Annotated in this window: 29 protein-coding genes; 1 reads left to right on the top strand and 28 read right to left on the bottom strand. The window is 32.3% G+C overall.

Going from position 1 to position 26,850, the window contains the following annotated elements:
- Window positions 1–241 precede the first annotated feature (241 nt).
- From PL77_RS27325 to PL77_RS31935, 20 genes are all read right to left on the bottom strand, one after another.
- Window positions 242–733, bottom strand: a complete 492-nt coding sequence (locus PL77_RS27325; protein ID WP_044212524.1) for a hypothetical protein — start codon at window positions 731–733, stop codon at window positions 242–244.
- Window positions 734–1,077: 344 nt separating this feature from the next.
- Window positions 1,078–2,178, bottom strand: coding sequence for a serine hydrolase (locus tag PL77_RS27320; protein ID WP_044212520.1), 1,101 nt, complete (start codon window positions 2,176–2,178; stop codon window positions 1,078–1,080).
- A 332-nt stretch (window positions 2,179–2,510) separates the two neighbouring features.
- Window positions 2,511–3,431 carry a GyrI-like domain-containing protein gene (locus PL77_RS27315; protein WP_044212517.1) on the bottom strand — a complete coding sequence of 307 codons (921 nt, stop codon included), beginning with the start codon at window positions 3,429–3,431 and terminating at the stop codon, window positions 2,511–2,513.
- A gap of 41 nt (window positions 3,432–3,472) precedes the next feature.
- Window positions 3,473–3,871, bottom strand: coding sequence for a hypothetical protein (locus PL77_RS27310; RefSeq protein ID WP_044212514.1), 399 nt, complete (start codon window positions 3,869–3,871; stop codon window positions 3,473–3,475).
- Between the two features lie 28 nt (window positions 3,872–3,899).
- Window positions 3,900–4,190 carry a hypothetical protein gene (locus PL77_RS27305; protein WP_044212511.1) on the bottom strand — a complete coding sequence of 97 codons (291 nt, stop codon included), beginning with the start codon at window positions 4,188–4,190 and terminating at the stop codon, window positions 3,900–3,902.
- Complete coding sequence (locus PL77_RS27300; RefSeq protein ID WP_044212508.1) at window positions 4,171–5,124, bottom strand: calcium/sodium antiporter; 954 nt, start codon at window positions 5,122–5,124, stop codon at window positions 4,171–4,173. Before PL77_RS27300 ends, PL77_RS27305 begins: the two co-directional genes overlap by 20 nt.
- A 92-nt stretch (window positions 5,125–5,216) precedes the next feature.
- Entirely contained in the window at window positions 5,217–5,822 is a 606-nt protein-coding gene (locus PL77_RS32595) for a hypothetical protein (RefSeq protein ID WP_371199291.1), read from the bottom strand.
- A gap of 56 nt (window positions 5,823–5,878) precedes the next feature.
- Window positions 5,879–6,748 carry a glycosyltransferase family 39 protein gene (locus tag PL77_RS32590; RefSeq protein WP_371199290.1) on the bottom strand — a complete coding sequence of 290 codons (870 nt, stop codon included), beginning with the start codon at window positions 6,746–6,748 and terminating at the stop codon, window positions 5,879–5,881.
- 108 nt (window positions 6,749–6,856) lie between these two features.
- On the bottom strand, window positions 6,857–7,597 hold the full coding sequence (locus PL77_RS27290) for a carbon-nitrogen hydrolase family protein (protein ID WP_044212507.1): 741 nt from the start codon (window positions 7,595–7,597) through the stop codon (window positions 6,857–6,859).
- Between the two features lie 159 nt (window positions 7,598–7,756).
- Window positions 7,757–8,431 (bottom strand): hypothetical protein, encoded by a 675-nt coding sequence (locus tag PL77_RS27285; RefSeq protein WP_156152571.1) that lies wholly within the window; start codon window positions 8,429–8,431, stop codon window positions 7,757–7,759.
- 35 nt (window positions 8,432–8,466) lie between these two features.
- Window positions 8,467–10,140 (bottom strand): CapA family protein, encoded by a 1,674-nt coding sequence (locus PL77_RS31130; RefSeq protein WP_052444780.1) that lies wholly within the window; start codon window positions 10,138–10,140, stop codon window positions 8,467–8,469.
- The gene (locus PL77_RS27275) at window positions 10,124–12,472 is read right to left on the bottom strand and encodes a DUF3160 domain-containing protein (protein WP_044212502.1); all 2,349 of its coding nucleotides are present in this window, start codon (window positions 12,470–12,472) and stop codon (window positions 10,124–10,126) included. Before PL77_RS27275 ends, PL77_RS31130 begins: the two co-directional genes overlap by 17 nt.
- Window positions 12,473–12,545: 73 nt before the next feature.
- Window positions 12,546–13,178 carry a hypothetical protein gene (locus tag PL77_RS27270; protein WP_044212498.1) on the bottom strand — a complete coding sequence of 211 codons (633 nt, stop codon included), beginning with the start codon at window positions 13,176–13,178 and terminating at the stop codon, window positions 12,546–12,548.
- A 236-nt stretch (window positions 13,179–13,414) separates the two neighbouring features.
- Window positions 13,415–13,912, bottom strand: a complete 498-nt coding sequence (locus PL77_RS27265) for a nuclear transport factor 2 family protein (RefSeq protein ID WP_082026760.1) — start codon at window positions 13,910–13,912, stop codon at window positions 13,415–13,417.
- Between the two features lie 16 nt (window positions 13,913–13,928).
- Entirely contained in the window at window positions 13,929–14,432 is a 504-nt protein-coding gene (locus PL77_RS27260) for a nuclear transport factor 2 family protein (RefSeq protein ID WP_052444779.1), read from the bottom strand.
- 214 nt (window positions 14,433–14,646) lie between these two features.
- Window positions 14,647–15,276 (bottom strand): hypothetical protein, encoded by a 630-nt coding sequence (locus PL77_RS27255; RefSeq protein WP_044212495.1) that lies wholly within the window; start codon window positions 15,274–15,276, stop codon window positions 14,647–14,649.
- A gap of 12 nt (window positions 15,277–15,288) precedes the next feature.
- Window positions 15,289–15,525: a hypothetical protein gene (locus tag PL77_RS27250; RefSeq protein WP_044212491.1), complete on the bottom strand. Its 237-nt coding sequence runs from the start codon at window positions 15,523–15,525 to the stop codon at window positions 15,289–15,291.
- A 385-nt stretch (window positions 15,526–15,910) separates the two neighbouring features.
- Window positions 15,911–17,182, bottom strand: coding sequence for a hypothetical protein (locus PL77_RS27245; protein WP_044212489.1), 1,272 nt, complete (start codon window positions 17,180–17,182; stop codon window positions 15,911–15,913).
- A gap of 4 nt (window positions 17,183–17,186) precedes the next feature.
- Window positions 17,187–17,861, bottom strand: a complete 675-nt coding sequence (locus PL77_RS27240; RefSeq protein WP_044212487.1) for a hypothetical protein — start codon at window positions 17,859–17,861, stop codon at window positions 17,187–17,189.
- Window positions 17,862–18,035: 174 nt separating this feature from the next.
- Window positions 18,036–18,536, bottom strand: a complete 501-nt coding sequence (locus tag PL77_RS31935) for a helix-turn-helix transcriptional regulator (protein WP_052444778.1) — start codon at window positions 18,534–18,536, stop codon at window positions 18,036–18,038.
- Here PL77_RS31935 and PL77_RS31930 point away from each other — a divergent pair.
- Complete coding sequence (locus PL77_RS31930) at window positions 18,535–18,807, top strand: hypothetical protein (protein ID WP_044212485.1); 273 nt, start codon at window positions 18,535–18,537, stop codon at window positions 18,805–18,807. The genes PL77_RS31935 and PL77_RS31930 overlap by 2 nt on opposite strands.
- 243 nt (window positions 18,808–19,050) lie before the next feature.
- Here the strand turns inward: PL77_RS31930 and PL77_RS27225 are convergent, their stop codons facing one another.
- From PL77_RS27225 to PL77_RS27190, 8 genes are all read right to left on the bottom strand, one after another.
- Window positions 19,051–19,815 (bottom strand): tRNA(His) guanylyltransferase Thg1 family protein, encoded by a 765-nt coding sequence (locus PL77_RS27225; protein WP_044212483.1) that lies wholly within the window; start codon window positions 19,813–19,815, stop codon window positions 19,051–19,053.
- Window positions 19,805–20,248 carry an AAA family ATPase gene (locus tag PL77_RS27220; RefSeq protein WP_044212481.1) on the bottom strand — a complete coding sequence of 148 codons (444 nt, stop codon included), beginning with the start codon at window positions 20,246–20,248 and terminating at the stop codon, window positions 19,805–19,807. The genes PL77_RS27225 and PL77_RS27220 overlap by 11 nt, the downstream gene beginning before the upstream one ends.
- Window positions 20,249–20,842: 594 nt before the next feature.
- Window positions 20,843–21,847 carry a helix-turn-helix transcriptional regulator gene (locus PL77_RS27215; RefSeq protein WP_044212478.1) on the bottom strand — a complete coding sequence of 335 codons (1,005 nt, stop codon included), beginning with the start codon at window positions 21,845–21,847 and terminating at the stop codon, window positions 20,843–20,845.
- Complete coding sequence (locus PL77_RS27210; RefSeq protein ID WP_044212475.1) at window positions 21,840–22,628, bottom strand: hypothetical protein; 789 nt, start codon at window positions 22,626–22,628, stop codon at window positions 21,840–21,842. Before PL77_RS27210 ends, PL77_RS27215 begins: the two co-directional genes overlap by 8 nt.
- 157 nt (window positions 22,629–22,785) lie before the next feature.
- Entirely contained in the window at window positions 22,786–23,427 is a 642-nt protein-coding gene (locus PL77_RS27205) for a hypothetical protein (protein ID WP_052444777.1), read from the bottom strand.
- 411 nt (window positions 23,428–23,838) lie between these two features.
- Complete coding sequence (locus PL77_RS27200; RefSeq protein ID WP_044212472.1) at window positions 23,839–24,588, bottom strand: metallophosphoesterase; 750 nt, start codon at window positions 24,586–24,588, stop codon at window positions 23,839–23,841.
- Between the two features lie 268 nt (window positions 24,589–24,856).
- Window positions 24,857–25,675: a hypothetical protein gene (locus PL77_RS27195; protein ID WP_044212470.1), complete on the bottom strand. Its 819-nt coding sequence runs from the start codon at window positions 25,673–25,675 to the stop codon at window positions 24,857–24,859.
- A gap of 381 nt (window positions 25,676–26,056) precedes the next feature.
- A complete protein-coding gene (locus PL77_RS27190; RefSeq protein ID WP_044212469.1) occupies window positions 26,057–26,560 on the bottom strand; it encodes a DUF2004 domain-containing protein in 504 nt (167 codons plus the stop codon).
- Window positions 26,561–26,850: the final 290 nt, after the last annotated feature.

The following is a 26,850-nucleotide window of genomic DNA, read 5'->3' as shown; positions in this document are numbered from 1 at the left end:
CAGTCCGAACTAGTGGGGTAACTATATTACTAATCATTGTTGTTTGCTTATAAATGTTAAATACATTTTCTATTTAATTCCAAAATGGAAAGGATCAATTGTTGGAAATGGTATTCTAAGAGTATAGTCATTCCACTGACACGAATGTTAAGTGATAGCGGCACTCGTGTCCAATAAGATCATAAAAAATCTTCTGATTTCTAAAAACTAAAAATGGTTGAAAACTTAGTTTACAATCTCTTTACTCAACAACCAATAAATTATCTAGTTCCTTTTTCCATGTCTTTCTGTTATTCACTACAAACTTTTCAATATGCCCAGTATGTAGTTTAATAGACAAACCATTAGGAATAAACCCCAATGTATTAAAATAATTTACTTCTTGAATTTGATTAAAACCTACTGTTGTCTGATGGTTTTGGACATTAAAATGATGTGACTTGAACAGGAGCTTTTCTTTTAAAAGGTAAAGTCGACCACCTACAGCCTCAACACCTTTGAAATGATTTGCATCTCCTGCATAAATAATGGCTTTCTCATCAATACCTTCAAGTTGAGTTTGCTTATTAACCGTTTTTGACTTCACGAAAAAATACATTAATAACCCAAATATGGCACCTGCAATTGGCCCTGTTATCATGGCGTGTTGGATTCCATATTGGTAAGACACAAAGCCTCCGTAAAGTATTGTGAAAGCGAGTCCTGATATGATAGCGTTTTTTATTCTTGTCATTATTGTAATTTTTAAATTTGCTTTTTATTTAACACTTGTACGTTAGTAACCTCAGCACACTGTAAACTAAATTAACGTTACCTTTCAATCCGTATTTCAACTAGATTTTATAGGGCTGACTTTCAAGCTTCCTTCTTCTTCATTTTTCCATTGATGAAAAACGAAGCAAAAAATCTAGGCTTTGAAGTCAAAAGCTAAATTCCATTTCACTCGCCTAAATGATTTTAAACTCACTGGCGCGAATGTTAAGCTTTAGTGTCATTCGTGTCCTTCAGATCATCAGAAATCTCCCGATTTCTAAATAGTATAAATATTCATTGTATTTCAGTGCTCTAAGTTGAAAATTATTTACTCTTTACATTTTCAAGAATTATGCTAGCTATTTCAGAATTAATTTGATTCGGTCTGATTTTCCAATCATAGGCTCCGTTTGTCAATACAATAACTGTTATATTTTGATTCTTTTTTTCATTCCAATAATGACGAAAAGATGATATTCCAGCTCCTCCATGTCCGACCATCCTATAGCCTTCTTGTAACCTATAAGATTCCCACCCAAGTCCAAAACCGCTTTCTTCACCATTGTTTAATTGTACTGGTGTCCAAATTTCTTGTAGTTTCTTCTGACTCAGAATAGATCCATTTTGAAGAAATTGAAACCATTTTGACAAATCATCAATCGTAATATTCAAGCCTGCACCTGCATACATTGGCGAAGAATAATTCAATGGAAACATTTCTAGTTTTCCACCTCTATTTTGATAACAAGTTACTCTATTTGAAATCACTTTTTTAAACCCACCATATTGTGCCGATGTAAGGTTATATTTCACAAAAAACGCTTCTTTCATATAAGACTCAAAGTCTTGACCTGCTAATTTTTCAATAATTGCTCGAATCAGCAAATAACCTGTTGCATTATATTTTGACTCCTCACCTGGCTGCGCACTGAAAGGTTTATCTTTTAAAGCCTCAATCACTGATTGCTCACTTTCTGGTGCTAAGTAAATTTGGTAATCAATTTGATCAGGAATACCAGAAGTATGTGAGAGTAATTGGGCAAGTGTCAATTGTTTCCAAGATTCGGGAAGGTCGTCCCTATTAGGAAGAAAAGCCTCTACTGTTTCATTGACATCTCTATGATGAATATCCAATAATTGATGTAATGCTACTGAACTAAATAGTTTAGAAATAGATGCCACTGGAAAGGATTTATCTATTGTCATAGGCACATTTAGCTGAGCGTGAGCAGCACCGAATGCCCTTTTATACACCACTTCATTATCTATAAGAACCAAATAATTCAAACCGACAATTTTTAAACGATCTATGGTTTCTTCAAGGTATTGATCTGTTTTTATGAATATACTTTTATCGACTTCTTGTGCATTAGATTTTCCTAAGAGAACAATGGTGAATAATAGAATTGAAAGACGCTTTATCATTAGTGTAAGTTTGTTGTTGAATAGGTGTTATTTCGATGTTAAAATACGAACCTAGTGAATTGCTTTTAAAAATAAAATAGATGAGATTTTTTAAGGTACTCGCAAGGGCCAGTCGCAAAACCTATTGTCCTTTTTTTATATCGCAAGTGTTAAGCCGATAGGCGCCACTTGTGATGACATATTGACGAAGTCTCCTGACTTCGAAATGAATGAAAATAAAGTATTTATATTCGAAGTCAGGAGACTTCGGCAATAATCAATTCCAAGTGACGCTAGCGCTTAACACTTGAAACATAGTAGTTTTCTTTCGTCAATACTCTTTATCGCCTATTTTATTGAATAGGAATATGAAAATCCACAATGAACTTTTGTGCTGGATGTTCCCTAAAGTCATTTTGATATATTTCAAAAGGGTTTTCGGTACTCTTTTTATAACCATTCTCATTCATCCATAAAAAGAGGCTCGTCCAAGATTTCTCAAACTCATCTTGAGTAATTTCAAAACGAGCCACAATACATTTCGTTTTGTTCACCTGCAAAAGGCTAACCTCTCCTTCTTTTTCAAACGGTTTCTCTGTAATTAGGAAAGCACTCATACGTACCTTATCGGGAGCAGTTACTTTGAAACTATCAAAGAACATTCTACCCATTTTTGCTTTAGGATTATTGAATATCCCTTTTGGAATGGCCCACTTTACCAATTTTTCAAAGGCATTTTCAATTCCTTCCACACCTATATGCGTGACACCTGCCGCATTAAATGGTTGCGTTTCTTTAATTTCGATTTTTGCATTCATAAATATCCATTTTTTTAAATGATCAATGATGCAAATGTATTTGGAGTAATCTGGATACTCTTGTCCAATCTTGCTTTTCAGTTGACGAATCTTGCTATGTCGATAAGGGTTCTCTTTCTTAAACCCTGCCGGACTAACACCAAAATACTTCTTAAAGCTCCTGGAATAAGAGGAGTTATCACTGAAACCATACTTGTAAGCAATCGTTGTAATGGCTTCATCTTGATGCAATAAATCCAGGGCTGACTTTTCAATCCTTTGTCTGGTTACGTATTCATTCAAAGTCTCTCCAGTGATAAATTTAAAGATCCGATGAAAATGAAAAGGAGAAAAACAAGCAACTTCTGCCACTTTATTCAGAGATAAATCAGCATCAATATTTTCACTTATAAATTCAAAAACACGATCAATACGGTTTTTATATTCCTTCTTTATTTTAGTATCTGTATTAAGCATGAATAGTTTGTACGAAGTAGCTGTTCAAAATTAAATATAGTTTAATCGGTATCAACAGGTTGATTTTGGAAAGATTTATTATTACTTACTCTCATTACAAGTAAATGTAGTTTACGTTCTATCCATTCATCAAAATTGATAATTGTAATCAAAATACAATAATAGGCTATAAGCAGAGATTGACTCCAACCCACTTCAAGAGAAGAAATTACTGAGCCTAACATAAATAGGTAATATATTGATAATATAATTCTTGGAAATATTGAGGCTTTCCTCTCTTTGTCAATCAATAAAACAAAGATGGCAATATGAATAAAAAGTCGAACGGATTGTTTCACAATTCTTTCAGAGCCTAATTCTAAATAGACTAAGTAGATCATTAATAATTGTACGACAACCATTATGAGCAGGCCTAATTTTAAGATTATATTTTTCTTCATTTAAAAAGTTACGTTAAGGGTCGATATTTTATGTGTCTATATTTATCACTACTTTCCTCATTTCCTCCATTACAATCTTAAGATCAAACTCATTGGTACGCCAATTCATAAAAGAAGCTCTTATGGTCTGTTTTCCTTTAAATACTGTCGGTGTCATAAATACTCTTGCAGCGTTATTTAAGGTAGTCAAAAAGTTTGAAACATTTGCTGTATCCCTCAAAGTAAAGTGCACATTATTTAGATTTACTGATGCCAATAATTCAAATTCCCACTCTTTTTCCTCAGGTTTATCGCTTGCATTATACTTCTCGTAAGACAAGGTAAATGGTATAACACAAATAAAATCCTAATAAAACAGCCGCCTCCCATCGATCTAATTTCTTTCTTTCCCCAGTCCACATTGAAGTCAATAAAAAGATTGTTCCTCCAATTAAAATAAAAAGATCCAGATTGAATTTAGGGTTGTAGTTGATAGGATGTAAAATACTACTTATGGATAATATCAGAAGAATGTTGAAAATATTAGAGCCAATTACGTTACCGATAGCAATATCACTGTTCTTCTTCGTCGCCGCTACAACAGAAGTTACCAATTCAGGAAGCGAGGTACCAGCTGCAACAATGGTCAAACCGATTATTTTTTCACTCACCCCTAAAATATTCGCGATCTTTATACTGTTGAGCACCACTAGCTGTCCTCCTAAAACTAAACCACCAATTCCTACAATGATTAGCGTCCAAATTTTAAAAGCCGACTTTTGTTCCGTGTGCTCAATTTCTTGTGGTTCTTGTTTTATTTGATTGAAAACATAATAAAGAAATAAGAAAAACAAAACCAACATGATCATTCCATCCATTCTGCTTGAAGAAGTCATTCCTTCAAATACAAAATCATTCAATAGCAGTAATAATAAGATGGAAATTAATAATGAAATTGGTATCTCTTTCCAAGCAGTAGAAGTTTGAACTTTGATGGGAAATATTAACCCAGAAATACCAAGAATGATAAATAGGTTAAAATTATTACTCCCAATTATATTCCCCAATACAATATCAGAATGCCCCTGAATAGAAGCGATACTATTGACCACTAATTCTGGTGCCGATGTACCAAATGCCACTATAGTGAGACCTATCACTAAATCAGAAACATTGTATTTTTTAGCTAAAGCCGAAGCTCCATCTACAAGCCAGTTTGCACCAAAAATCAAGGCTACAAACCCAGCAAACACTAGAAAAACAGGAATAATCATAACATTTTATTGAGTAAGGTGTTTATCTACATCCTTAATCGTAAAAGAAAATAAATTGTTTATTTCCAAGTGCTGATTATTGAAAATAAAACCTAATCTTTTTGGTCGTTTTTTATTTTACTCAACTCTTCCTCTATCCTTGAATTGATATCTATTTTCGAGCCCTCAAAAATAAATATGGTGGTACCAAATTCTCTTGCATAAGGGTTAGTGATAGAATCATATTCTATGGAAGTCTCAAAGTAGGGACTGGTCTCTTTTAATTCGTTTTGTTTTTCTCGCCTATTTTTCACACGAATCAAATGGGAATACTCCTTTTCCAAATCAAACCAGTTTACATAATCAGCATCGAAAGAAACCGCTTTTATAGCATTTTGAGTGTAATAGTTAATGGCTCCTGCTTGACCATAATTGTCACATAACACCAAAACTTGATCAGGACTATTGATCCTATTGTAGGCCTTATCTACCTTAGAGGCTAATTCGCTCCATCCTAACATATCTGCATAATCTTGAGGAATATGATGGTTTTTACCGTCTTCCCAACGTAATAAACCCAGCGATTCGTATTCCTCTTTATGTTCAATGATGTATTCAGGTTTTTGATTTGGAAATGCGAAATCAAAGCTTAAAATAATAACGAGGATTGGTAAAGCAACAAGTATCGGTTTTATAATTTTGCCAAGTTTATTCTCCAATAAATGCGAAAGATAAACAGCTCCAATTGCAATATAGATTGGATATAAACCAATGGCTAATAGTCTTTTGCTCTTAGGTAGGTGTAGAGGGTTAATGTAAAAATTAATGACCAGAAAAAGAATTTGAACTTACTCAAACGCTTTGAAAATAATAATCCGATCAAAGCCGCCAAAATGACAAAAAATGAACCTGTAAAGAAAAATAATTGACTTTTGAGGAATGAGATTCTCTCGACATTTACTAATTGTGAGCTCGCTAATTCCTGCATATGATGAAATACAGGAAAGCCATTTGTAAACTGCCAATAAATATTTGGTGAAATGATAAGAAGGGTAATTCCCATAGCAATATAAACTTCCTTACGAAGAAGTATATCTCTACTTTTTGTAATCAATACAGCTGGAATTAATCCAAGCACCAAAAAGAGAATATTGTATTTATTTAAGAATCCAAATGCGAAAGCAACAGCCATCCAATAGATCCATTTCCTTTGATCAGTATTGATGTATTTAATGAATAAGAAAAACACGACCGTCCAACTGAGCACATCAAAAGAGTTGGGTTGATACAAAGTGTTTAGCCTTAGTAAGCAAGAAAAAAGTATACAAGTTGCTCCTAAAACTTTAGCATATAAACTCCCTTTTAGCTCATCTATAGCCAGCCAAACCACAACCATTGTTGAAGCCCCAAACAAAGTTGGGAAAAACTTCACCCAAAACTCTCCATTTCCAAAAATCTGAATAATAGAGGAAATCCACGATGTAACAGGTGGAACTGATGTAAATCCCAATGCTAAATGATTTGCTTGATCTAGATGCAGGAATTCGTCCCGCTGTAAATCATAAATTGAGTCAATTAAGAAAGATTGAAAAAAGAATTTCAGTAGAATGAATCCGAGTAATATTAGTATTTCGTTCTTTTTCATTTTAATTTGATTGAAGTTTAAATAGTAAATTGCAGCTTGAACTGTTCGGTTAGTTTTCTTTTGAAGATGTTTTCAAACCAAAGATACAATTGATGGTTTGACTGAAAGTTATTGAACTAATAAGGGTTCACTCCTCCATTCATCTCCATTTTTTTCGATAACTATTAGACCCCGTCCATCAGTAGGCAACTTATCCTTTAATTCTCCTTTATTGTTTATAAAACAACTTTGCCCTCCTGCTTCTACATTCCAAAGTTCTCCACTGAAGTTGGACATTAAAATAGTCAATGAATAGGTCTCAGCATAGTTTACTAGTTTTTCCAAGCCTCCCTTTATACCATTTTTTGAATAAAAAATACTTGGTAAATACAATGAACTCTTCAATTCGAATGCATTTTGAGGATGTAATTCATTTTCAATATCCGCACAAATTGCAAATGATAGTTTCTCATTTTGTACTACTAGTTGAGGATTATGTTCAAAGGAAGATTGATAGAATAGATCCTCACCCTCATGAAGAAATTGTTTTGTATAAATTTTAACTTGTCCGTTTGGTTGCAAAATAAAAGATCCGATATAGATTTTATTTTCTAGACTCACTGGAGCCCCAACAACGATGATTATATTTTCTTGAATTGATTTCTGTTTTAATAAGTCAAGTTCTTTTGAGTGCTCTGTCATTATCAAATCCGCGGCCTCTTCTCTACAATAACCCGTCAGCGACATTTCTGGAAAAATAATGAGATCAACATCATGTTGGGATGCTAAATCAATCATTTGATAATGCTCTTCTAAATTTCGACTTATCTCTCCTACAGTTGAATTGATTTGGGCGGAAGCTATTTTCATTATTCGATTTAGTTTTGAAGTGGTTGTTATGATAAACAATACTCTAAATTATAAATCGAAGTCCATAATTTAAAACTTACCTAATATTATATGATGTCCAAATCAATATTTAGAGCTTCAAAAATGGGAGACTTTATTTTAAATTAATTTATATTTTACCTAATAAATAGATCCAACAAGACGCTGAATTAACTTTCCCGATTTAAATACCCATATAATTTGATACCCACCTGCTCCATCACTATTTGTATTTTCAAAAAAATAAAGATCTTCTTTTTTGTAAATATTGACTCTGTTATTACAATTGAACAAATCTTGATGTAGTATTTCAGGTATAATGATTCTTTCCCCGTCAATTTCTACCTTCACACTCTTGACCTCAGTTTTAGGTAACTCTCCGTCTGTGCCAAAGAAATTTAAGCCATCTATTTGATAAATTACTTCATTCTCATTGATTCTTATGAATCTTTTTTCGGGATTAAATGGAACAATTTCATACTCTAAATTAACATTTGAGTCCTTGATAAGTTTTTCTTCTAATGGGTTTAATCTTGACTTATGAATGTATCCTTTGAAGTAATTATGCATCATTGAACCAATAGAAAACTTATTAAAGGTGATATATACAGGAACCCAGGTTTTCGATTCATCATAGTATTCTTCTCCAAACCAAAATATTTCATCCTCATACAATTTATATATGACGTCAGAGTCCGATTGTGGTTTACTTCTAACATTTGTATAACCATCTTTATCTTGGATCATGGCTATTTGTCCAATTACATTATTGGTATATAAAATCAGTGATATAAATAGTATTAGAAGTTCTCTCATTGTTTTCCGTATTTCTTAATTTAAATCTTTCGCTTTTATAAAACAATTTTAAAGTCATAATCTGATAATTTAAAATTGATATTCAAATCAGTATCACTTCCAATCTCTTTTATTATTTTGTCATTGTCAAAACCAAATCCGTTCCATTTATAACTTACAACCATATTTGTATTCTTCACTTTCGATCTTTCCAATACTATTAATCTGTTGGTCTTACTACAGACCTTAAAGTCTACTATTGGGTTTCCAATTTTTGAACCTAGCCATTTTGGATAGAAATAGTCATTATCAGTATTGAATACAAAGACCCTATTTTCTTTCTCTGAATAATATCTAGTTGATTTATTTACACCAACAATAAGTTCTGGATTACCATCCTTATCAACATCGAAAACCTTAATTTTCCATGGATTAAAACTCTCATGACTATCCAACGATGGTTTTAAAAATTCATTTTTTTCAAACGAAAAAGGAAATACGGCAATTCTTGATTTATGATTGATCGTATTTTGAACGATGGAATAAATATATGCTCTCTTTTCGGTGGTAAACACATCTGCATCAACTAATATGAAACTGGAATCTGGCAAGGAATAGTGAATTGCTTCATTAAATGAATTGTAAGTCACAATCTTATCTTTAAATATAGAAAAACGGTGACTTGAAGTAATCAACTCCTTTATGGGTTTTTCGAATTGATAATCAATTTTTATAGCATTTCCTTTTAAGGAAAAAGTAGTGTGAAACTGATTAGAAACTTTATTTAAATGGTTTAAAATATCCTTTTTAATCCCTTTTGAAGCAATTTTTGGTTGACAATTATCGATATAAATTGGTATAAGTTCAGGGTTTAATAATTGTCCATTTTGAAATTGACAATTAAAAATAACGCTCTCCTTTTGGAGCTTTTCAGTGTTATCAAATACAAAATTACCTAAACTATAAAGTATCAACTTTCCTTTATAAGTTTCAATACTTTGTAAAACGTGTGGATGATGCCCTAATACTAAATCCGCTCCAGCATCAATGACTTTGTGTGCGTATTCTAGTTGTTTAGAAGTTGGAATTACTGCACTTTCTTGACCCCAGTGAAATGAAATAATAATGTGATCAATATCTGAATTTATCTTTTTTATTTCATTACATAACCTATCGATCTGACCGTAGGCAGGATATGGTTTATTCTCGTTATAAATCGTCCCCTCTAATAAAAATTCGAGTATTCCGAAAAATGCGAATGTTTCTCCATTCTTCTCAAGGAGTAAAGGTCGAAAAGCTTCTTCTTGATTTTTACCGCCACCAATAGTATAGATTGAACCAGCGTTTAAGTTCTCAATTGTTTTTAAAAAACCTTCTTTCCCTAAATCAATGGTATGGTTGTTTGCCACTGAAGCTATATTAAAACCAGCATATTTTAATCCTTGTATATATTCTGGTTCTGCACGAAATGAATACCTTTTATTTATTGGATAGCCATCTATAGCATTAGCCAATGGACATTCCATATTGAAAAAAGCTAAATCTTTTCCAGTTATTAATGTCTCTACATTTTTAAACGGAAATTGTATTCCGTTGGATTCTATCACCTTTTTGACGTCTCGATCCAATAGTACATCTCCAACAGCACAAAAACTTACCTGTGCATATACATTCGTACTACTGATCCCCAAAAAAGCAATCAAAAGATATGTCTTAACAGCCTGTATCATAATAAATTATTTTCCACCCCGGATCTGTTGATGAGTCTGGGACCTCTTCAATATTGGGTTTATACAAAGGAGATAAACGCTTCTCATGATTTGATTTATAATTTATCCACTCGGGTTGTTCAGGAGCATTGTCATTTTCCAACATTTGCTGCCATTTCTCGTCCGTTAACCTATCTGAACTTGGCCATGGAAATTCATAAAAAGAGAAGATGGCTCCTCTTGTTAACTTTAACTTCCCTTCTATCTCAACAATTACGTACATCGCATGTGCTTTGCCAACTCCCACTTCTAAGCAAGTATCATTGAACGTATGAACATCTGCAATGACGGGCATGTTTTTATCCGGACCTTCTACTTGCCACCATTCATAAGCGTCTTCCGATAATACTCTTAAAGTTAAATTGTCGAGTAAAGATCCTAATTTCTGAATTTGATCATATTCTTCTAAGCTTAATTTTTCCTTTTTTATTTCTTTCTCTGATACCGATTTCAAAAATGTGAGTAGATCTATAAATTCACTCCCAATATAACTAAGCCTACCCTCTAACATACCTCTCTTTAATAATTCTTCCTTTGTAAAATTCATTAAAGATAACATACGGTTATAAAATTCAATATTGGGTTCAACATAACCTTTAGGAGGTTCTGGTACCCAAACTTTGACCTCATCTCCTTCGCCACCACATTCTGCGGCATTACTTTGCTTTGCATATAAAATTGTATTATGCCTTAACTCTGCCCAACTCGCCAAAGAAGTATTTAAGGTTTTTACATCCCATCCGTCAGTGGTCATAAAGAAAGGCAAATCGGTCTGATTTTTTATATCATGAAGTGCCATAAGATTGTAAAGCCAATAATAATAGAGATTTTGTGTCCAATCTTCTTTTGTCCTCACATTCGTTTCTTCTATAATTTGATCTAGTTTCTGTTTATATTTTGGGTACTTATCCCAAGATGATTTATAATCATTCATCATCAAGTTGATGGCTTTCTCATTTCCAAACCCTGCCATAATATCTAAACTATTGGGCATCATTCTTTCTGGACTCGTCAATCGGTCAAAAATCTCTGAGTCAGGAATAAAACGTTGTCCCATTAATCGAAATTGCTTGTTTTGCTTTCCAAAGCTCCCATGACCTGGTATTTTTTCAGAAGGTAGTCTTTCAGCTAAATTCAAGAGATTGTACGTGTCATCGAAATCTTCAATCGAACTAACGCTAGGGAAAACCTTATCGATAGCACCCTTGATTTCTACAGGTCCTGTATCATCTGACAATCCAACATAGAATACAGTTGGCTCATATACATCTTTCCAAAGTTTAATCAGCGGTTCTCCTTGATAAGTTTTGGTATAAAGTAAATTTGTGATTAAAACACTACTTAAAATATTTTTCTCATTTGATACTTCTAGCCCTGCATTCCCAAGCCACATCATTGCAAGAAAATATCTTTTTAACTCTTCACTTCTAGTATAATGACCTCTTGGGATAAATTGACTATAATCAAACTTTCTTCCAAGTAGGTTTGAAAACTGATAACCTTCATGATTATTACATTTCTCTATTTCTTGAGCCGCAAGATCCTTCAAATTACCTTTCATCTCTACTTTTCCATCTTTCATGAAATATTGGCTTATGCCTAAAAATGCAAGATTTAAATCAATTGATTCTTTAATATTTTGGTTTGACGTTTCTTCTCTCAATACCTCCAATTCATTGATAAGTCGATCCAATAATATTTCTATTTTCTTCGACAAATATTTTGTTTCAATACTTCGAAGGGTCATATCAAAATACAAATGATATAACTGTAAAACGGCATCAACTGAAATAAAACTAGGTATACCTAGGTAATCGTTATTTTCGTAAATATGGAAAAGTTGGTCTTGACTTGTCGGGAAAACAACAAATCCATTTTTACTTAATTTATCAATTTCAAAACTATTCAATTCAGGGTATTGAAAAGTATTGTATACATTCTCAAACTTAACTTTTTTTGTTTGCCCGGTGGTTTTATAATCATGTTCACGAAGCTTGTTTTCTTGGTTCACAAGCAATTCAATATTATATAAATCATCCTCCGATAAATCTGACTGCTTAAAATTCTCATTGGGCTTATACCAAGATTGTTTCATAAGCAAAGCATGTAGCTCATAGGTTTTGAAAGTTCTACCATGCTTTGCAAAGATTGAATTTCTCAGCAACCATAATTCACTTACAGACTTGTTTTCTATCTCTGCTTGTGTTAGTTTTTTTTCAGGTGGATTAATAATTTGTGCTTGAGATAAATTGTATATCGTAAGTAGTAAAAGTATTAGTTTAGTTATTCTCATATTCTTTGAAATTAAAATCGCTTCAATGCCTTATATAGAATGCCCCATTTAGTTTAACTAAATTCAACAATCTCTAATGATTATACACTACTTTTATATCCTTTTCTATTTCTGTTCCACTCCATAAAAAAGGAGTATCATGCCCATTATAGAGGATTATTCCCCAAGCATCATCCATTTTCTCAAGATCAATAATGGAGACAACTTTATCCTCTTTCATAAACTTCAAATACCGTTTTTTTCTTGATAGATTTTCATATGAAATTTTATTTTTCAATAGTGCTTGTCTCGCTAAATCTATGTAATAAATATTATCATCAACAACTGTCATCCAGCCATCTTCCCCCATTCTTTCTTGCTCTGCTTTGATCCACTTGGTAGAAGGGAATATATCAAGAGCACATTTTTCATTAATTATAATAGAATTGGAAACTATCACCGAATCTGAAAGTGAAATTTCTGCATAGGATAATTGCTTGATATTACTATGCTCCGTTTCTTCAGTTTTTAGAGGTTGATTCGATTCTTTGGAGGTGTTGTCTTTCGGTGCTCTTTCTGATACTTCAACCAGTGTTTTACTTCTCTTTTTCTCTTCCGTTTTTTTAATGATTACCTCCTTTTGTTCTTCATAGTGCTTGGTTTGTTTTTGTTTATTATCACATGAAGTAAAAAGAATGAAAAGATAAAAAACAACTAAATATTTCATTTTGAAGTTCTGCTTTATTTGACAAAGTTTGCTTACAGTTCTCAACGGCTGAGTATATAAGCAGAGCATTTTTTGAAAAACACTACCCTTTCAAGCCGTGATAAACCCCAAAATAAAAATAAAATCCCAAAGAATATTATTCTTCGGGATTAATTACTTCGTAAATTCTAAATAGATAGTTCTTTAATCAATATATAAGTACCCTTCACTATTTATTAAAATTGATACTTTCACTTTTACTTTACTTTATCAAGTAAGCCAAAACCTTTGGCTGCTACAATCGGGTTAAAAATTTCGACATATTCCGTTATTTTACCTTCATCATTAAACTTAAAGGTTGAATAATAATCGTTACTGTACACTCCAGCATTATTCTTTAAATTTATATAGCCCCTATATTTCACAAATACCCTATTTCCATCATCCATCGAATAGATTTCCTTAATGTGGAAAGTCATTCCATCGAAGTTTGGAAAAACAGGCTCCCAGTATGATTTTATTCCTTCTTTACTGTTGGCTCCCTTTGGAAAAATTCCTGAGTGATATGGGTTGATGTGTTTGGCATCGTTACTGAATAATTCTGCTACTTGTTCTGCATTTTCCGCTTCTAAAGCTCTAAAAAAAGCGAGGGTATTTGCCTTATTTTTCTTAGCTGTAAATGTTTCAGGCAAGCTATTTTCTCTATTTTCATATTGGCATGAGAAGAATAAAAACACAATTATTAATCGAATCATTAAATATTTCATATTGTTATTGCTTTACGTTCTCAATTGCTTTTGCAGGAAGATTGGTATTTCCATCCTGGTATTTATAGTTGAATTTCATCTTGGAGATCCTCCACTGATTGTCCAAATGTTTTAATTCAAAATTGTACGAACCAACCACTGTCCAGATATTACCAGCATCATCTTCGAGGTAATGAGTTGCTGTACCATAACAGAAAACTTGGGCTGTTTTCCCATTTACTGAGGTGATAAGATTTCCTATTTGATGATGCGTGTGTGTAAAACCTGGTAAAATGGTTTTCCAACTATTAGTTATTTGTTTTGGACTTAATTCTACTGCAGGATTACCATTCATACTCGAATAGTCAAGTTCAACTTTAAGAGCGAAAATATTTTCTACCTTACCCCATTCTTTATTGTCTGTTGCAATAAAGAATTTCGAAACTGTTTCGTTTATGGTTTCAATACGTTGAGCATTTGCTGTTATTGATAGAATACTGATGAGTAGTAGTACTGTAATTTTCTTCATTTTGCATATTTAATTATTACAATACAAATCTCAGAACTTTTAAAACGAGTGGACTTACAGAATCAAAGCAAGAAGTATAAATTTCAAAGATTACGTGCTTTCCCTCCATTATAAAGGCTATTGCGTAGTCTTTTATGTAAAAAATAGAAAAGTTAAGGAAAGCGGATCGGTTTACTGATTAGATGAAATGAAACTAATATTCATTAAAATAATTCTATTGCTCTTCGAATTTCAAGAAATGTTCAATTTCTATATCTATAGAATCATAGTGAGTTGTATCATATTTAACGTTTTCAGCCCAATTTAATCTAAGATTTAATTTTAAATTATCATTCTTCAAATTGGTACTTTTAAAAGCATTAAGCGTTCGTATTAATTTTTCTTTTACTATCACATTTTTAAGTGAATTAGGTTGAGTAAATGAAAGAATAAATTTGTTAGGAACTTCACTTAACCTTCGATGTACTCCATTATTGGAGTAGTCTCTTTTAATCAAACTGCTTAAACTATCAAATGAATATGTACCTAAGTAAAATTTGAAAACAGAATCATTGTCAACATACAAGAAATTTCTAGAGCTGAAACATACTATATCATCAGAACAATAATTGACTAAATAAATTTTATAATTAACCTCATTGTCATGAATAATTAATTGAACTTGACTATCATCATTATTACATAATGTGCTATCAATTGCATTGAACATTTTTTTATAATTGTCCAATGTGTCAATATTAATTAGCAATACATTTTCGCTATACTTCTTCCCAAATTCAACAACTTCATTATTCTTACATGAAAAGAACAAAAAAATGAATATGAGGAATAAATTATATTTCATAAAAAGTTCTTGTTAGTAGATATTTTCAGAATTAAGCAGAATTTCAATCATAGATGCTTTAAAATCGTCTGCTACTTTGTCATTTAAGTATTCATATGAATTTTCATATTTTTTAAAAACCCTTTTATTTTTCTTATACAATCCAATTTGATGGCTGTTCACGAGGTAATCACAAAAAGGTATGAAGTCTTTATCTGTATGTTCGTCATATTCTTTCTTGATTCGCTCTAATGGATAAATTGAAAACATATGCTCATTCCAATCAAAATCTTCAAACTTATTGATTTCTAAGAAGAATTGTATCAGGGAATTTAAAGTTAAGGTGTTTTTCCAATTTGGTTATCTCTGAAAGATAAACACCCTGGTTTAATTTCACATTAGTTTTTTTCCAAAAATCAATTACATCAGTGATTTCCATTTTAATAATTTGAGTAACTTAGTTCAGTTTAAATATACACAACAATCTTATTAAAATTCCCTGTTATGAAGAGCATGATAGCCCACTAAAATTAACAACTATAAATGTAATCAATTTCAGTAAACTATCATCCTTCTTCATCTCCATGTAATAAATCCTTTGTTCAGCTTTCGAGAGTGTTTTATGAATAGCATTGTGAAGACTGACTTTTGTGTATTACAACTTCATCATCTTAAGTCTTTCAGGGTAAAATACCAATTGGATTAAATTATATTCTAGCTGACTAAAGTCAAATGCTAGTCCATCTACTTTAAAATTGGAATAGGGATACCATCTTAAATTTGTTCTGAGAATAAAAGCTTCATTTGTTTTTCCAGGTACAATGTCCCAACCAAAAGTTAAACCGGGTTCAAAGGATGAGAAACTTAATGTACGTTTCACCCCATCTATCTCTTCTTGATATTGAATATTATCATACGCAAGATTAAGACCTATATAAGGTGCAAAGCCAGAGAAATCGATCAAAAACTTATTCAACTCAATTGCTAATGAATTCTTGTTAATGCTTTGTTTTGTACCAAATCCTTCAGTTGTAAAAGTTGGATTTCTATACGATAAAGCCGTAAAAAAGTCTATTCTATTAAAATGATACCCTAAGGCAAAATCTAAATAGGCTGATGAAGCCAACTTTTGCTGCAAATAAGGGAATTCATTAGCATTGTATTCTGAATTAGAGAGTGAAAATGATTGAGAAAGACCTGCTCCAATAAAGAAGTTCCCAAATGATGTATCCTCATATGAAAGCTTTGAAACACTCGGGTAACTATTCCATTTATCAACATTTTCCTGAGTCGTGTTTTTTGTGGCATCAAAGGCATAAAGAAGGCCAAACTGAACGGAATAGGACGGCGTTTTAATTTCTGTCATTTCAGTTTTACTAAGTGGATATTGCCATTTATTATCTGGGAAATAATTGACGGCCAACCTGAATGCAATTTTTTTATAACTGTACATCATACCTGCATCAAAATTCAGCATAAAGTCTTTCGCGATCAAAGTGTGATTTTCCTCCGTTTGCGGAATCTGTTCAAGTGCTAAAGCTCCCCAATTCAACCCAATATAAGGTCGTAATTTCCCTTTCTTCATACGCCAAGGGTATATTCTTGCTCCTGTTGCTACATAGTTTTGCATTTTATGTTGAACTTCATTTCCGTCCAGATTGATCTGCCCCAAAGGAAAGGTCACATAGAATTCGGCGTGGTCCCAAAAATGGAATCCTCCCCAAGTAATGTAAGGGTTAAACGTAGCAGCATAATCAATTGGTGTTGCCTCCCCATTTACCAATTGTTTTCCGGTAAAAGATGGGAAAAAGTTCCCTCCTGATTCTAGATACATTCGTGCAAAATCCAACCTTTGCTTATTAGCTTGTTGAGCTTGTACATTGAAGGCCCACAAAAAAACGATAACGATGATTACTATCTTATACATTTTATTAAAATTGAAAGCCTACGAAAAACCAAATATTATTGTCGATTTGATTACTCTTGATGGTGGTGTCTTCCAGCTTAGTTTCTATAATAGGATCAAGGTTGAGCCTGATTGGAACAGAGACTCTATAATAAAAGCCTTTCACCTTGAATAGGTCTGTTTCTGTAAAACTGATAGCTCCTCCGATAGTAAAAGAGGATTTCCTAAGCTTTTCATTGGAAACGGTGTGCGTGTATTCATTATCATAGTATCCCAATGAAGGTGCCAGAGAAAGACCTTTGAAGAAAACAGGAAAGTCATAGAACAACTCAAAACCCAATTGCTTTCCTTTTACATTTTCGCCGTCCACGGCTTTTGCAAAATCAGAGGATAGATGGACTTCTGATAAATACAGATGAGTGTAAGCCAGTCTTAATAGGTGATCATTTTTAAACCTTACACCTATTTCACCTCCCAGTGATTTGAATTGGTTAAAAGCCGCCTCCCCAAGATCATAGGCAATAAAGAATTGAGTGGTTCTACTTTGAGCGGAATCCTTCTGAGTGTGATCAAAAACTGAGGAGTCGTTGTTGATCAAAAGTGATCTTTCAGAGAGAGTAGATTGCAATGCGGCATCTTGAGCATTTAACGAGATGGAAAAAATTCCAATAAATGTGATGAGTAATAATTTGTACTTCATAATGTAAATTTTTGAAGCAAAATTACTGGTGATGCAAGAGAGGCACAATCGGGTAAAAGTATGATTTACGCCAAACAAAGGCATATCATACAAAAGTATGAGTATTGATATTCAGCTAGTTGCAACTATTAATGGAATTAACATGATTTATTACTGACAAACACCTATAATCCACTACCTGAGCAAGTTTGAAAGTTCATTACGGGTTTTCACTCCGCATTTTTTATAAATATTACTTGTATGAGTTTTTACTGTAGGCAGAGAAATAAAAAGCTGATCAGCGATTTTCTGATAAGTCACACCCTTGTGAAGTAAAGAAGCAATTTCTTGTTCCCGTTTTGTAAGTGAATAGTTCTTAAACTGCTGTTCGTTGGGTGAGCTATCTTTTTGGATTAGAGACAACCTTTGCAAATCGTCATAAATTTTACGGACAGCCAATGCCGAAAAAGCAATGTACATTAGAAAACCTATTTGGAACTGCTGATACTCCTTTTCAAAAGCGTAATGGAAAATCAGATAAATAGGTATCAGAATTAAAAAAGTTAAAGCAAAAATCCTGTTTGATTTCTCCAAATGCTGAAACTGTTGAATGGGTTTTGTTTGTCTTTGAAGCCACATCGATATGACTACTGATATAATTAAAAACACTACAACTGCCCATTGAGCAAACATCATGGTACCCAATAGCTTTGAGACTATCACAACAACAGACAAAAGGATTGAAATTCCAATCTGTATTTTTTTGAATAGGATTGGAATTGAATGTTTTTGCAGACTCAATGTGTCCAAAAATGTGGTACAAGCTACCAAAATCATACACAATAAGGTAGACAGTGTAGTCGTTTCCTTCTCTGAAAATAACGGTGAAACACTTATTGAAATCAACAATAATATTAACGAAACTGTAAAACCAATTGTCTCTCGATTCTCCATTTTCTTATTGTAACACAATACTTGTAGAAACAAAGAAATTGTCAATGCAGTGTAGGTTATAAAAAGTAAGGTATATTCAAATTGAAGCATTTTTTCTGTTGATTTTCAATAGATGTTCTCACTGTTTATCACTTCATCATTAGCCCACTACTTAAGTCATGGACTAATGATGAAAAAAGCAGGTTTTGATGCTATTACAAATAAAACAATTATAAGTTAGATGTAAAATTCATTTAATTACTCAGCGTATCAGAGACTATTCATCTCTTTTTATTTTATCTGCAACAAAGTTAGAATAAGCTTGCCCTAATTCAAGTTCAAATTCTGTCTTAATCACCTTTCTTTTTGTCACTTCTTCCCTATTCAACTTTGGATTCCAACCCGTTTTTTCTTCAGTAGTCCAGTAAAAACCTATGCCTCGTTTTTGCCAACTAGGTAGATCATTAAAGTTGATACCGTTCTGGAACAAGAGTTCATTTTTGAATTTGGTAGACTTCTTTTCAATAGCCTTTGATGCAAGAGTCGGAGTTTGTCCCTGATTCCTAAGCATCCAATAACAATGGGCATTTAAAGCATTTCTATGGGCATCTTCGTGTCTCCATCTGAAGTAATCAACAACATCTTGTACTCTAGGAAGAATTGACAATCTACAGTCAAATGTCCCTAGTGCACCTAATAGTAATGAGAACTTTGCACTTGCTTCCCCTGCAAGAATAGAGGTGTATTTACGGCTCTTTCTTGAAAAAGCATTTTCATTAATATCAAAAAGAAGAGAAATCTCATCACTCTCTGTGTATGCATAAATTACATGAAAACCACAAGTCATTAAATGCTTCACCGTTTCAACCATTAAGTCTCGAAACTTTACATCAAAAGGTCGTTCAAAACTATGTACTTCTTTGGTCAATCTAGTAAAACCCCGCCCATCAATTCTTGCAACCATGTAATTGTTAGGAGGAACTGAAAAATCATATGCAGTTTCAAAAACACGTAGTTTTTTATCTAAGTTGTCAAATTTCATTTAAAAGTTTTTTTACAAATTTTGTTTGTTCTTGCGTAATGTAATACAGTTCATCAAACCCTTCTGCGAATGTTGGTTCTGACAGTTTCTTCAAGAATGATTTAAGCCCAACTTCAGGAATTCGTTCTTTACCAGATCTAAGATTATTTCGTTCGAGACATTCTTCATAATTACTTTCAAAAAAGTAGCTTACAATTTTATACTTAAATTGCTTTCCTAGTTCAATGTATTTGGCTCGCTCCTCTTGACTGGGGTTAGTATTATCAATAACAATCTTGGATTGAGTTTGAAAACAGAAATCAAGAAGTTTATTTTCTTTATTTCTGGTATTCAATAAATCAATACTAACTCTAATGTGAGAGTTGAAAAATTCTTGTTTGTAAAGTGTTGATTTTCCTGAACCCTGTATTCCAGTAAAAATTATTAATTCCATATTATTAAGTACATTGTAAACTAAATTTTCGTTAACTTTTAATTAACCTTACTACAAACATTTATAGGCTCTACTTACAAGCTACCTTCTTCTTCATTTTTCCATTGATGAAAAACGAAGCAAAAAATCTAGGCTTAGAAGTCAAAAGCTAAATTTCATTCCTTTCGCCTCAATGATTTTAAACTCGCTTTGCTCAAACAACAAAATCATTTTTAACGGCTCAATTCATGAAATTCTTAACGCTTTTCCCTTCAATGCCAGGGGAAGTACTACCAAACTAAAATGGTAGAAAGCTCACTGGCGCGAATGTTAAGCATAAGCGTCATTCGTGTCCTTTAGATCATCAGAAATCTCCTGATTTCTGAATACTATAATTAACGATAATTTAGTTTACACCGTATTAAGTTAGCATGATGTCGCCTATGGATTATGTTACAAGACAACTATCATCTACCCACCCTATTACCTACATCTTATAAGTTCCGATTTTCAAGTTTATCTATTATATACTAATAGTACAAAACGATTCGAAGTTATAACATTTTCATTGTTACAAATAACTGGAGTCCATTTTATATTTTCAATTCTATTCATTTAGAATTTAATATCCATCGCTTCTTTTCTGGATTTAATTTTTAGTTTGGAGTAAATACTACCGACATGCGATTTTACGGTAGTTAGCTCAATATTACATTCAGCTGATATTTCTTTATTACTTAAGCCATTTCTTAATAAGTCAAAAATTTTTCGCTCTTGAACACTTAGCTGTTTGATATTTTGATGCTTACGTTTAACGTAAATAAAAATTCCAACAGAAAGGAAGCAAATAACACTCACAAAAAAAATGAGGTATTTCTCACTTATTTTATCTATGAGAACATACTCTTTAATTGGGAATTTTTGCCGGAAAGAAATAAAATAAGAGCTGTTTTCGTTTTTCCATTTTGACAAATAATCATCATAAAATTTAGGGTGAATTAAATAATCTGCTTGAAAATCGGTCTGATAAATGGCATAAAGAGATACCAAAGGATTACTACAAGTATCTGCAACTGCTTTCAACTTTTCTGACACTACCTCTTTTATAAATTCCTTTTCAATTATTGAATTTTCATAATCAATTGAATTGGGGTAATTCGCTAATTTCTTGATATAGTTAAATGTCTTCATATAGTCAGCTCCTTCAATTCTTGTACCCGAGAAAACTGGTCTTTCACCGGTATTGAATAATTTTATTTCAGAATCTCTTTTGCCTACGAAGAGTATAAAATTTTCATCTAAACTACCAATGACGAGTGAATTTGGCGAAACCCCTTTTTTGACGATATGTAAACGGAAAAAGGACCATTGAGAAGGTATGTTGTCCAAATCAATTTTGAAATTACCTAGACTATCAATAGTAGCACTTGCAATGATGATATCATTCGAAACAGCATATTCTTTCTCAAATGTTTTGAGGTAAGACACATATATTTTTTTGTCCCACGTATCATCTAATATCAATTTGCCAGATATGTAACCTACATTATTAGAAAACACATTGACTTGACAACACAAGATGAAGAGAATAGCTATTGTATTTTTTATAATTTTATTCATCCACCGTAGGTTTTATAGATTGAGCAACAGACATAGCAATATTGCCATTCGATTTTTGGGATGAAATTTTTATTTGCCACTCCCCAACTTCTGTATTTGAAATGGTCTTATCAAGAGCTCCTGAAGTATATTCCTTTACTTTTTGATTGGCATCGGATTGATATTTTAGGGATAATTCTCCCTCTTTAACTCCTTTAGGATTGTAAATTTCGATTTGAGCAGATCCCGATTTGATATGTGCTCTGATGCCTATGTACAAAGTCATTTTAGAAGTAACTTTAAAAACTATTGATTCACTATTATTTGTTTGATCAGTGAGTGTAATATTTTTAATTAAAATTTCTTTCGCGTTTTCTCTCCATGCTTGTGATTTTTTTCTTTGTTCTTCGGCTAAGCGTCTTTGAATTTCATATTTCTTTCTAAGTTCAGCATCTTTCTCTCTTTGAATAGCATGTTTCTTTCTAAGTTCAGCATCTTTCTCTCTCTGAACTTCTGCAATTCTATTCCGTTCCTCAACTAAGGTTAAAAATTCCTTTTTCTGTTTTTCATAATCAAGAAGACTTTTATCGTATTCTTCACTTGTGCCCCCTTTTGCTTTCAATTGCTTGATATAGGCTGCTTTATGAATATCCCAACTTTCTTTGGGTGTGAGACCATCATAATTATTATAAGAATTAGGAGGATAGATATAATTCTCTGGCAACGAATCCTTTTCAACTTGACAAAATACTGCCGTATTGCTTACGAGTAATACAAATAAAAAAATTATGGTTTTTCCCATATCGATAAATTTAATGTTTAATAATTGATTTGAGCGTAAAATTAACTTGAGTATTCAAAAATTAGGGTATTATTAGGGTAGGAAAAAGGTATGAAGGAAGTATGAAAGAGTGTATTTATGGATGATTTTTAGGGTTTTAGCTATGCTTGAAGTGTTTTTAGCGTTTTGCTTGTTTTGATTTTGGAATGTTTATAATTCCACAACCTTCAACTCTCCAATTATCATTATACTTCTTGATTTTCATGGTAACGTAAAATCCTTCCCAATGAATACCTTCCACTGTTAAGTAATTTGTTGTTGAGTCAAAACTAAAGAGCTTAAAACCCTCTTCTGGGTAATCTTGGGCATCAAATATCGGGTCAAAACCAAGTCCTATTTCAGGCTCATTTTGTTCGGCTTCTAAAATGAGCTGTTTAAGTTCTTCCTTAAATCTAAGACTTACTTCGGGATAGTTATTTACCCAATTCGTGATTTCAACCTTTTCTTTGCTATTACAGTTTTCCACATAATCATTAATAAATTGAATTGCAATTCCAGTAGGATCTATTTCAAAGCTGTGATCTGAAATAGATCTATTGTAGATTAAACTATCATTTTTAATTAAGCCAGTATAAATATAATTGTTCTTTGTCTGAGCATCTACTGATTGAGTTAACATACAGAAGATTAATATAATGACTCTGTTAATCATTTGTTGTTCATTAAGGTAGAATATATATTTCTGCAGAGTAGAGCCTGATAACTCACTCCAATTAATAATTATAAAAGTAATCAATTTCAGTAAACTATCAGTACCCATTTCTATCAATCACAAGTACAGTTTTCATTGATTTATAATCCATTGATTTGCACCTACTGTGAAGAAACTTCAATGATCAATATGCCACGGTTCCCTTCACAAAAGGCTCTACCAAATAAGGAAACAGAAGTAGAACGCAACCTTAATTAGAAACTGACCTTAACATTTTTTTTGCTTATAAAATTAGCTTAATAGGCTACACCCTACACTTTCCAAAAGCAGGAGATTCAGTCCTAATGAATACTTTATTTAGGGCTTTTAAAGTGAAAAAATGAGAGGAAAAACGATCTATAAAAAAGTTCTGAACAAGAAAAGACTTCCCGAGTAATCGAAAAATCCCACCATCTTTGTTCAACTAGGGTTTAATTTTTGGTTTGAAGACCAAACTAAGCCCTAATTATTATGGGGATTTTATAATTCAATAATTAGCTCTGGATCATAACCATTATATTTTTCATCTATGTATCCATGAGGATTACATACAACTTTCGTATTACCTATTTCATATTTGACAGGTGTATGTATATGTCCATGTATCCAATATTCTGGCTGATATTTCTCAATTAAAGCTTCCAAGTTTGATGCATAAGCTGAAGTAACAGGATCTTGTCTGTATTGATCAGGTATAGACTGAATACTTGGGGCATGGTGAGTTACAACTACATTTTTGTCTGTTTTAGTATTTTTCAGACTGTCTTCTAACCACCTTATAGAATTCATATGAATATTAAATGTGTCAATAGTCCTAAGCTTTGAATAAGATGGATCTCTTCTAATTTTTCTGTAATCATTCATCTTACCTTGACAGATGATTCCATATTTTCTCGGGTTGCCAAAAAGCTGAAAATCTGTCCAAAGGGTTGCTCCATGAAAAGTAACATTCTTAAGCTGACAAGTTTCGTTTTCTAACACAAAGACATCTTCTGACTTTTCTCCTATGTTTTTAATCTTGTTTAGCGTCTTTGGGTAGCTTCCTTTATAGTATTCATGATTTCCTAATATATAGACGACAGGGATATTTTTAATTTCTTCTAGGATCCATTCAATGCCTTTAGTTCCTAGATGAATATCACCTGCAAGTACTAAAACATCTGCGTCGTCATAGTTAAATTCATTAAACCCGAATTCTTGATGTAAATCACTTATTACCTGTATTTTCATTTAATCTATTCCCCAGTAGAGTAGAGCCTGATAGCTCACTCCAATTAATAATTATAAAAGTAATCAATTTCAGTAAACTATCAGTCCCCCCCTTCATCAAACCTTACGTGAAGTTTTCCCTCATACGGCTTACCGATAGAATTCTTCAACGAGCTTTTGCAAGCGTGTATACTTTTCAAAACTGAAAGCTGCTAACGTTTTTTATTGCAAATTCAATAGTTAAAAGCAGCATTATATAAGACAAATTAGTAAATAACAAGATCTATTATCATCGCCAAATAGACCCTTCATATTCTTTAATAGTCTTGAAGCCAGAATTCTTGTCAATAATTATCCGTTTACTAACATTATTGGTTTTACCATAAAATACATACGTTAGCACATTTGAACCTTCACTCTTGCTAATTGATTTAGATACTTTATTTGCTTTGTTATATTTTAATCTAAGCGTGCCTCTAGTATCATCTACAATATTTGAATAATACCAATTTTTATATAGGCTTTTCTTTAACAACCCTTTTCGATTATAAGTGTTTATTCTCAATCCTACTCTTCTATTTTTATTATCCCAACTCTCTGACTTAACTAATAATCCTTTTTTATTATAAAAATAATCTGTCCGTTCTGATAATGTAAATTGGGTAGCAGAATACTCAAGTTTCTGAATCAACAAACTGTCATCATAAATCAAAGAATCTTTAGTTCTTCCAAATTCATATGTGTGCAGTTTCTTAATCAACCTATCATTTTGATCGTATGAGTAACTTATAGTTTCGTACTCTTTTTCTTCACCATTGTAGTTGATTTCTTTTATAATTTTATTTTTCTCGTTATAAAAGTATTTAGTTGTATCTGTATATTCATCATAAATCTCGATTTCTAATGAAGCTTTTCCATTTTCGTCTTCATATGTAATTAATGTATCCAGAGTATCACCAAGAAAATTAAAGCTATAGAAATAAGCAACGTTATCTATTTCAAAGCTGTGGTCTGAAATATATCTATTGTAGATTAAACTATCATTTTTAAATAAGCTAGTATAAATATAATTGTTCTTTGTCTGAGCATCTACTGATTGAGTTAACATACAGAAGAGTAATATAATGAGTCTGTTAATCGTTTGTTGTTCATTAAGGTAGAATATATATTGCTGCAGAGTAGAGCCTGATAACTCACTCCAATTAATAATTATAAAAGTAATCAATTTCAGTAACCTATCAGAACCAATTTCTATCAATCACAAGTATAGTTTTCATTGATTTACCCCTGCAGTGGACAAACGTCAATGATTATTATGCCACGGTTCCCTTCACAAAGGGGCACAAAAAAAGACTTCCCGAGTAATCGAAAAGCTCTTCCTAATTTCCATACAGCTGAGTGCATAAAATTCCACCGCCTTTGTTCAACTAGGGCTTAATTTTTGGGGCTGAAGACCAAACTAAGCCCTAATTATTAGCTTGTGTTTCTTCTAACTTTCCCAAGCTAAATTTATGAGTTTTCCTTCTTTGTCAATATTCACAACAACTATTTGGTCGCTCAATTCTCTGTCCACTATATAGTCGAAAACAACAAATGACTCACTTCCGTATTTTCCGTCAGGATAAAATCCAATTCTCCCGAGTTTTAGTTTTTCTAATAATTGTTTTTCAGGACTATTTGATTTGTCTTGAAAATTCACAATTCCTGAAAGTTCTTCTGCTAATTCTTCTATATGGAATTCTAAATATTCTTTTACAGTATCTCCATTTTCGTCTTTGAAATCAGAAGTGATATAAGTCCTGTTTTTTGAATCTTCCGATTCTATATTTTCAATAATTTTCTTGATTTCGTCAAATAACTGAGTTTCTATTTCTTTTCCTTCGAAGTTTAAGTCTATCCCAATTTTATGACCTTTGTGTTCAATCTCGACATTATAATATTCGTCTAATTGAATTAAGTCTATTTCTTCAAAATGAGGTAATTTATATTTCATTCAGATTTGTTTTTAAATTCTGACTAACGTCAATTTATTTTATTGATATTCAGTTCTTTTAAATTTATCAAAAATCCAGCTTTTCTTACCTTTTGACGTTAGCATAGTACTATAAGGTTTGAGAGCTATGAGGGATTAAAGCTAACGGTCTTGTATATGGCAAGTAGGCAGTAGGAAGCACTAAACTTTTAGGCTGGCACTTACTTTTGTTAAAGGTATAAAATTTTAATTTAGCACAAATTGCCCTATTTGCTATATACAGTGTTGAACAAAAGCTCCGCTAGCTAAAG

The organism is Flammeovirga sp. OC4 (assembly GCF_000812565.1).
In the GTDB taxonomy this organism is placed as follows: Bacteria; Bacteroidota; Bacteroidia; order Cytophagales; family Flammeovirgaceae; genus Flammeovirga.
This window is presented reverse-complemented; position numbering and strand designations above follow the sequence as displayed.

Coding starts and splice junctions, on each gene's coding strand:
- PL77_RS27245 (WP_044212489.1), bottom strand. CDS start 17,182: ATGTATAAGATAGTAATCATCGTTATCGTTTTTTTGTGGGCCTTCAAT.
- PL77_RS31130 (WP_052444780.1), bottom strand. CDS start 10,140: ATGATACAGGCTGTTAAGACATATCTTTTGATTGCTTTTTTGGGGATC.
- PL77_RS27240 (WP_044212487.1), bottom strand. CDS start 17,861: ATGAAGTACAAATTATTACTCATCACATTTATTGGAATTTTTTCCATC.
- PL77_RS27270 (WP_044212498.1), bottom strand. CDS start 13,178: ATGAAATATTTAGTTGTTTTTTATCTTTTCATTCTTTTTACTTCATGT.
- PL77_RS32590 (WP_371199290.1), bottom strand. CDS start 6,748: ATGAAAAAGAACGAAATACTAATATTACTCGGATTCATTCTACTGAAA.
- PL77_RS27260 (WP_052444779.1), bottom strand. CDS start 14,432: ATGAAGAAAATTACAGTACTACTACTCATCAGTATTCTATCAATAACA.
- PL77_RS27205 (WP_052444777.1), bottom strand. CDS start 23,427: ATGGGTACTGATAGTTTACTGAAATTGATTACTTTTATAATTATTAAT.
- PL77_RS31935 (WP_052444778.1), bottom strand. CDS start 18,536: ATGATGTTTGCTCAATGGGCAGTTGTAGTGTTTTTAATTATATCAGTA.
- PL77_RS27315 (WP_044212517.1), bottom strand. CDS start 3,431: ATGCTTAATACAGATACTAAAATAAAGAAGGAATATAAAAACCGTATT.
- PL77_RS27320 (WP_044212520.1), bottom strand. CDS start 2,178: ATGATAAAGCGTCTTTCAATTCTATTATTCACCATTGTTCTCTTAGGA.
- PL77_RS27310 (WP_044212514.1), bottom strand. CDS start 3,871: ATGAAGAAAAATATAATCTTAAAATTAGGCCTGCTCATAATGGTTGTC.
- PL77_RS27210 (WP_044212475.1), bottom strand. CDS start 22,628: ATGGGAAAAACCATAATTTTTTTATTTGTATTACTCGTAAGCAATACG.
- PL77_RS27215 (WP_044212478.1), bottom strand. CDS start 21,847: ATGAATAAAATTATAAAAAATACAATAGCTATTCTCTTCATCTTGTGT.
- PL77_RS27225 (WP_044212483.1), bottom strand. CDS start 19,815: ATGAAATTTGACAACTTAGATAAAAAACTACGTGTTTTTGAAACTGCA.
- PL77_RS27265 (WP_082026760.1), bottom strand. CDS start 13,912: ATGATTCGATTAATAATTGTGTTTTTATTCTTCTCATGCCAATATGAA.
- PL77_RS27300 (WP_044212508.1), bottom strand. CDS start 5,124: ATGATTATTCCTGTTTTTCTAGTGTTTGCTGGGTTTGTAGCCTTGATT.
- PL77_RS27195 (WP_044212470.1), bottom strand. CDS start 25,675: ATGTTAACTCAATCAGTAGATGCTCAGACAAAGAACAATTATATTTAT.
- PL77_RS27275 (WP_044212502.1), bottom strand. CDS start 12,472: ATGAGAATAACTAAACTAATACTTTTACTACTTACGATATACAATTTA.
- PL77_RS27325 (WP_044212524.1), bottom strand. CDS start 733: ATGACAAGAATAAAAAACGCTATCATATCAGGACTCGCTTTCACAATA.
- PL77_RS27220 (WP_044212481.1), bottom strand. CDS start 20,248: ATGGAATTAATAATTTTTACTGGAATACAGGGTTCAGGAAAATCAACA.
- PL77_RS27290 (WP_044212507.1), bottom strand. CDS start 7,597: ATGAAAATAGCTTCCGCCCAAATCAATTCAACTGTAGGAGAGATAAGT.
- PL77_RS27190 (WP_044212469.1), bottom strand. CDS start 26,560: ATGAAATATAAATTACCTCATTTTGAAGAAATAGACTTAATTCAATTA.
- PL77_RS27285 (WP_156152571.1), bottom strand. CDS start 8,431: ATGAGAGAACTTCTAATACTATTTATATCACTGATTTTATATACCAAT.
- PL77_RS27250 (WP_044212491.1), bottom strand. CDS start 15,525: ATGTTTTCAATTTATCCATTAGAGCGAATCAAGAAAGAATATGACGAA.
- PL77_RS27200 (WP_044212472.1), bottom strand. CDS start 24,588: ATGAAAATACAGGTAATAAGTGATTTACATCAAGAATTCGGGTTTAAT.
- PL77_RS27255 (WP_044212495.1), bottom strand. CDS start 15,276: ATGAAATATAATTTATTCCTCATATTCATTTTTTTGTTCTTTTCATGT.
- PL77_RS31930 (WP_044212485.1), top strand. CDS start 18,535: ATGGTACCCAATAGCTTTGAGACTATCACAACAACAGACAAAAGGATT.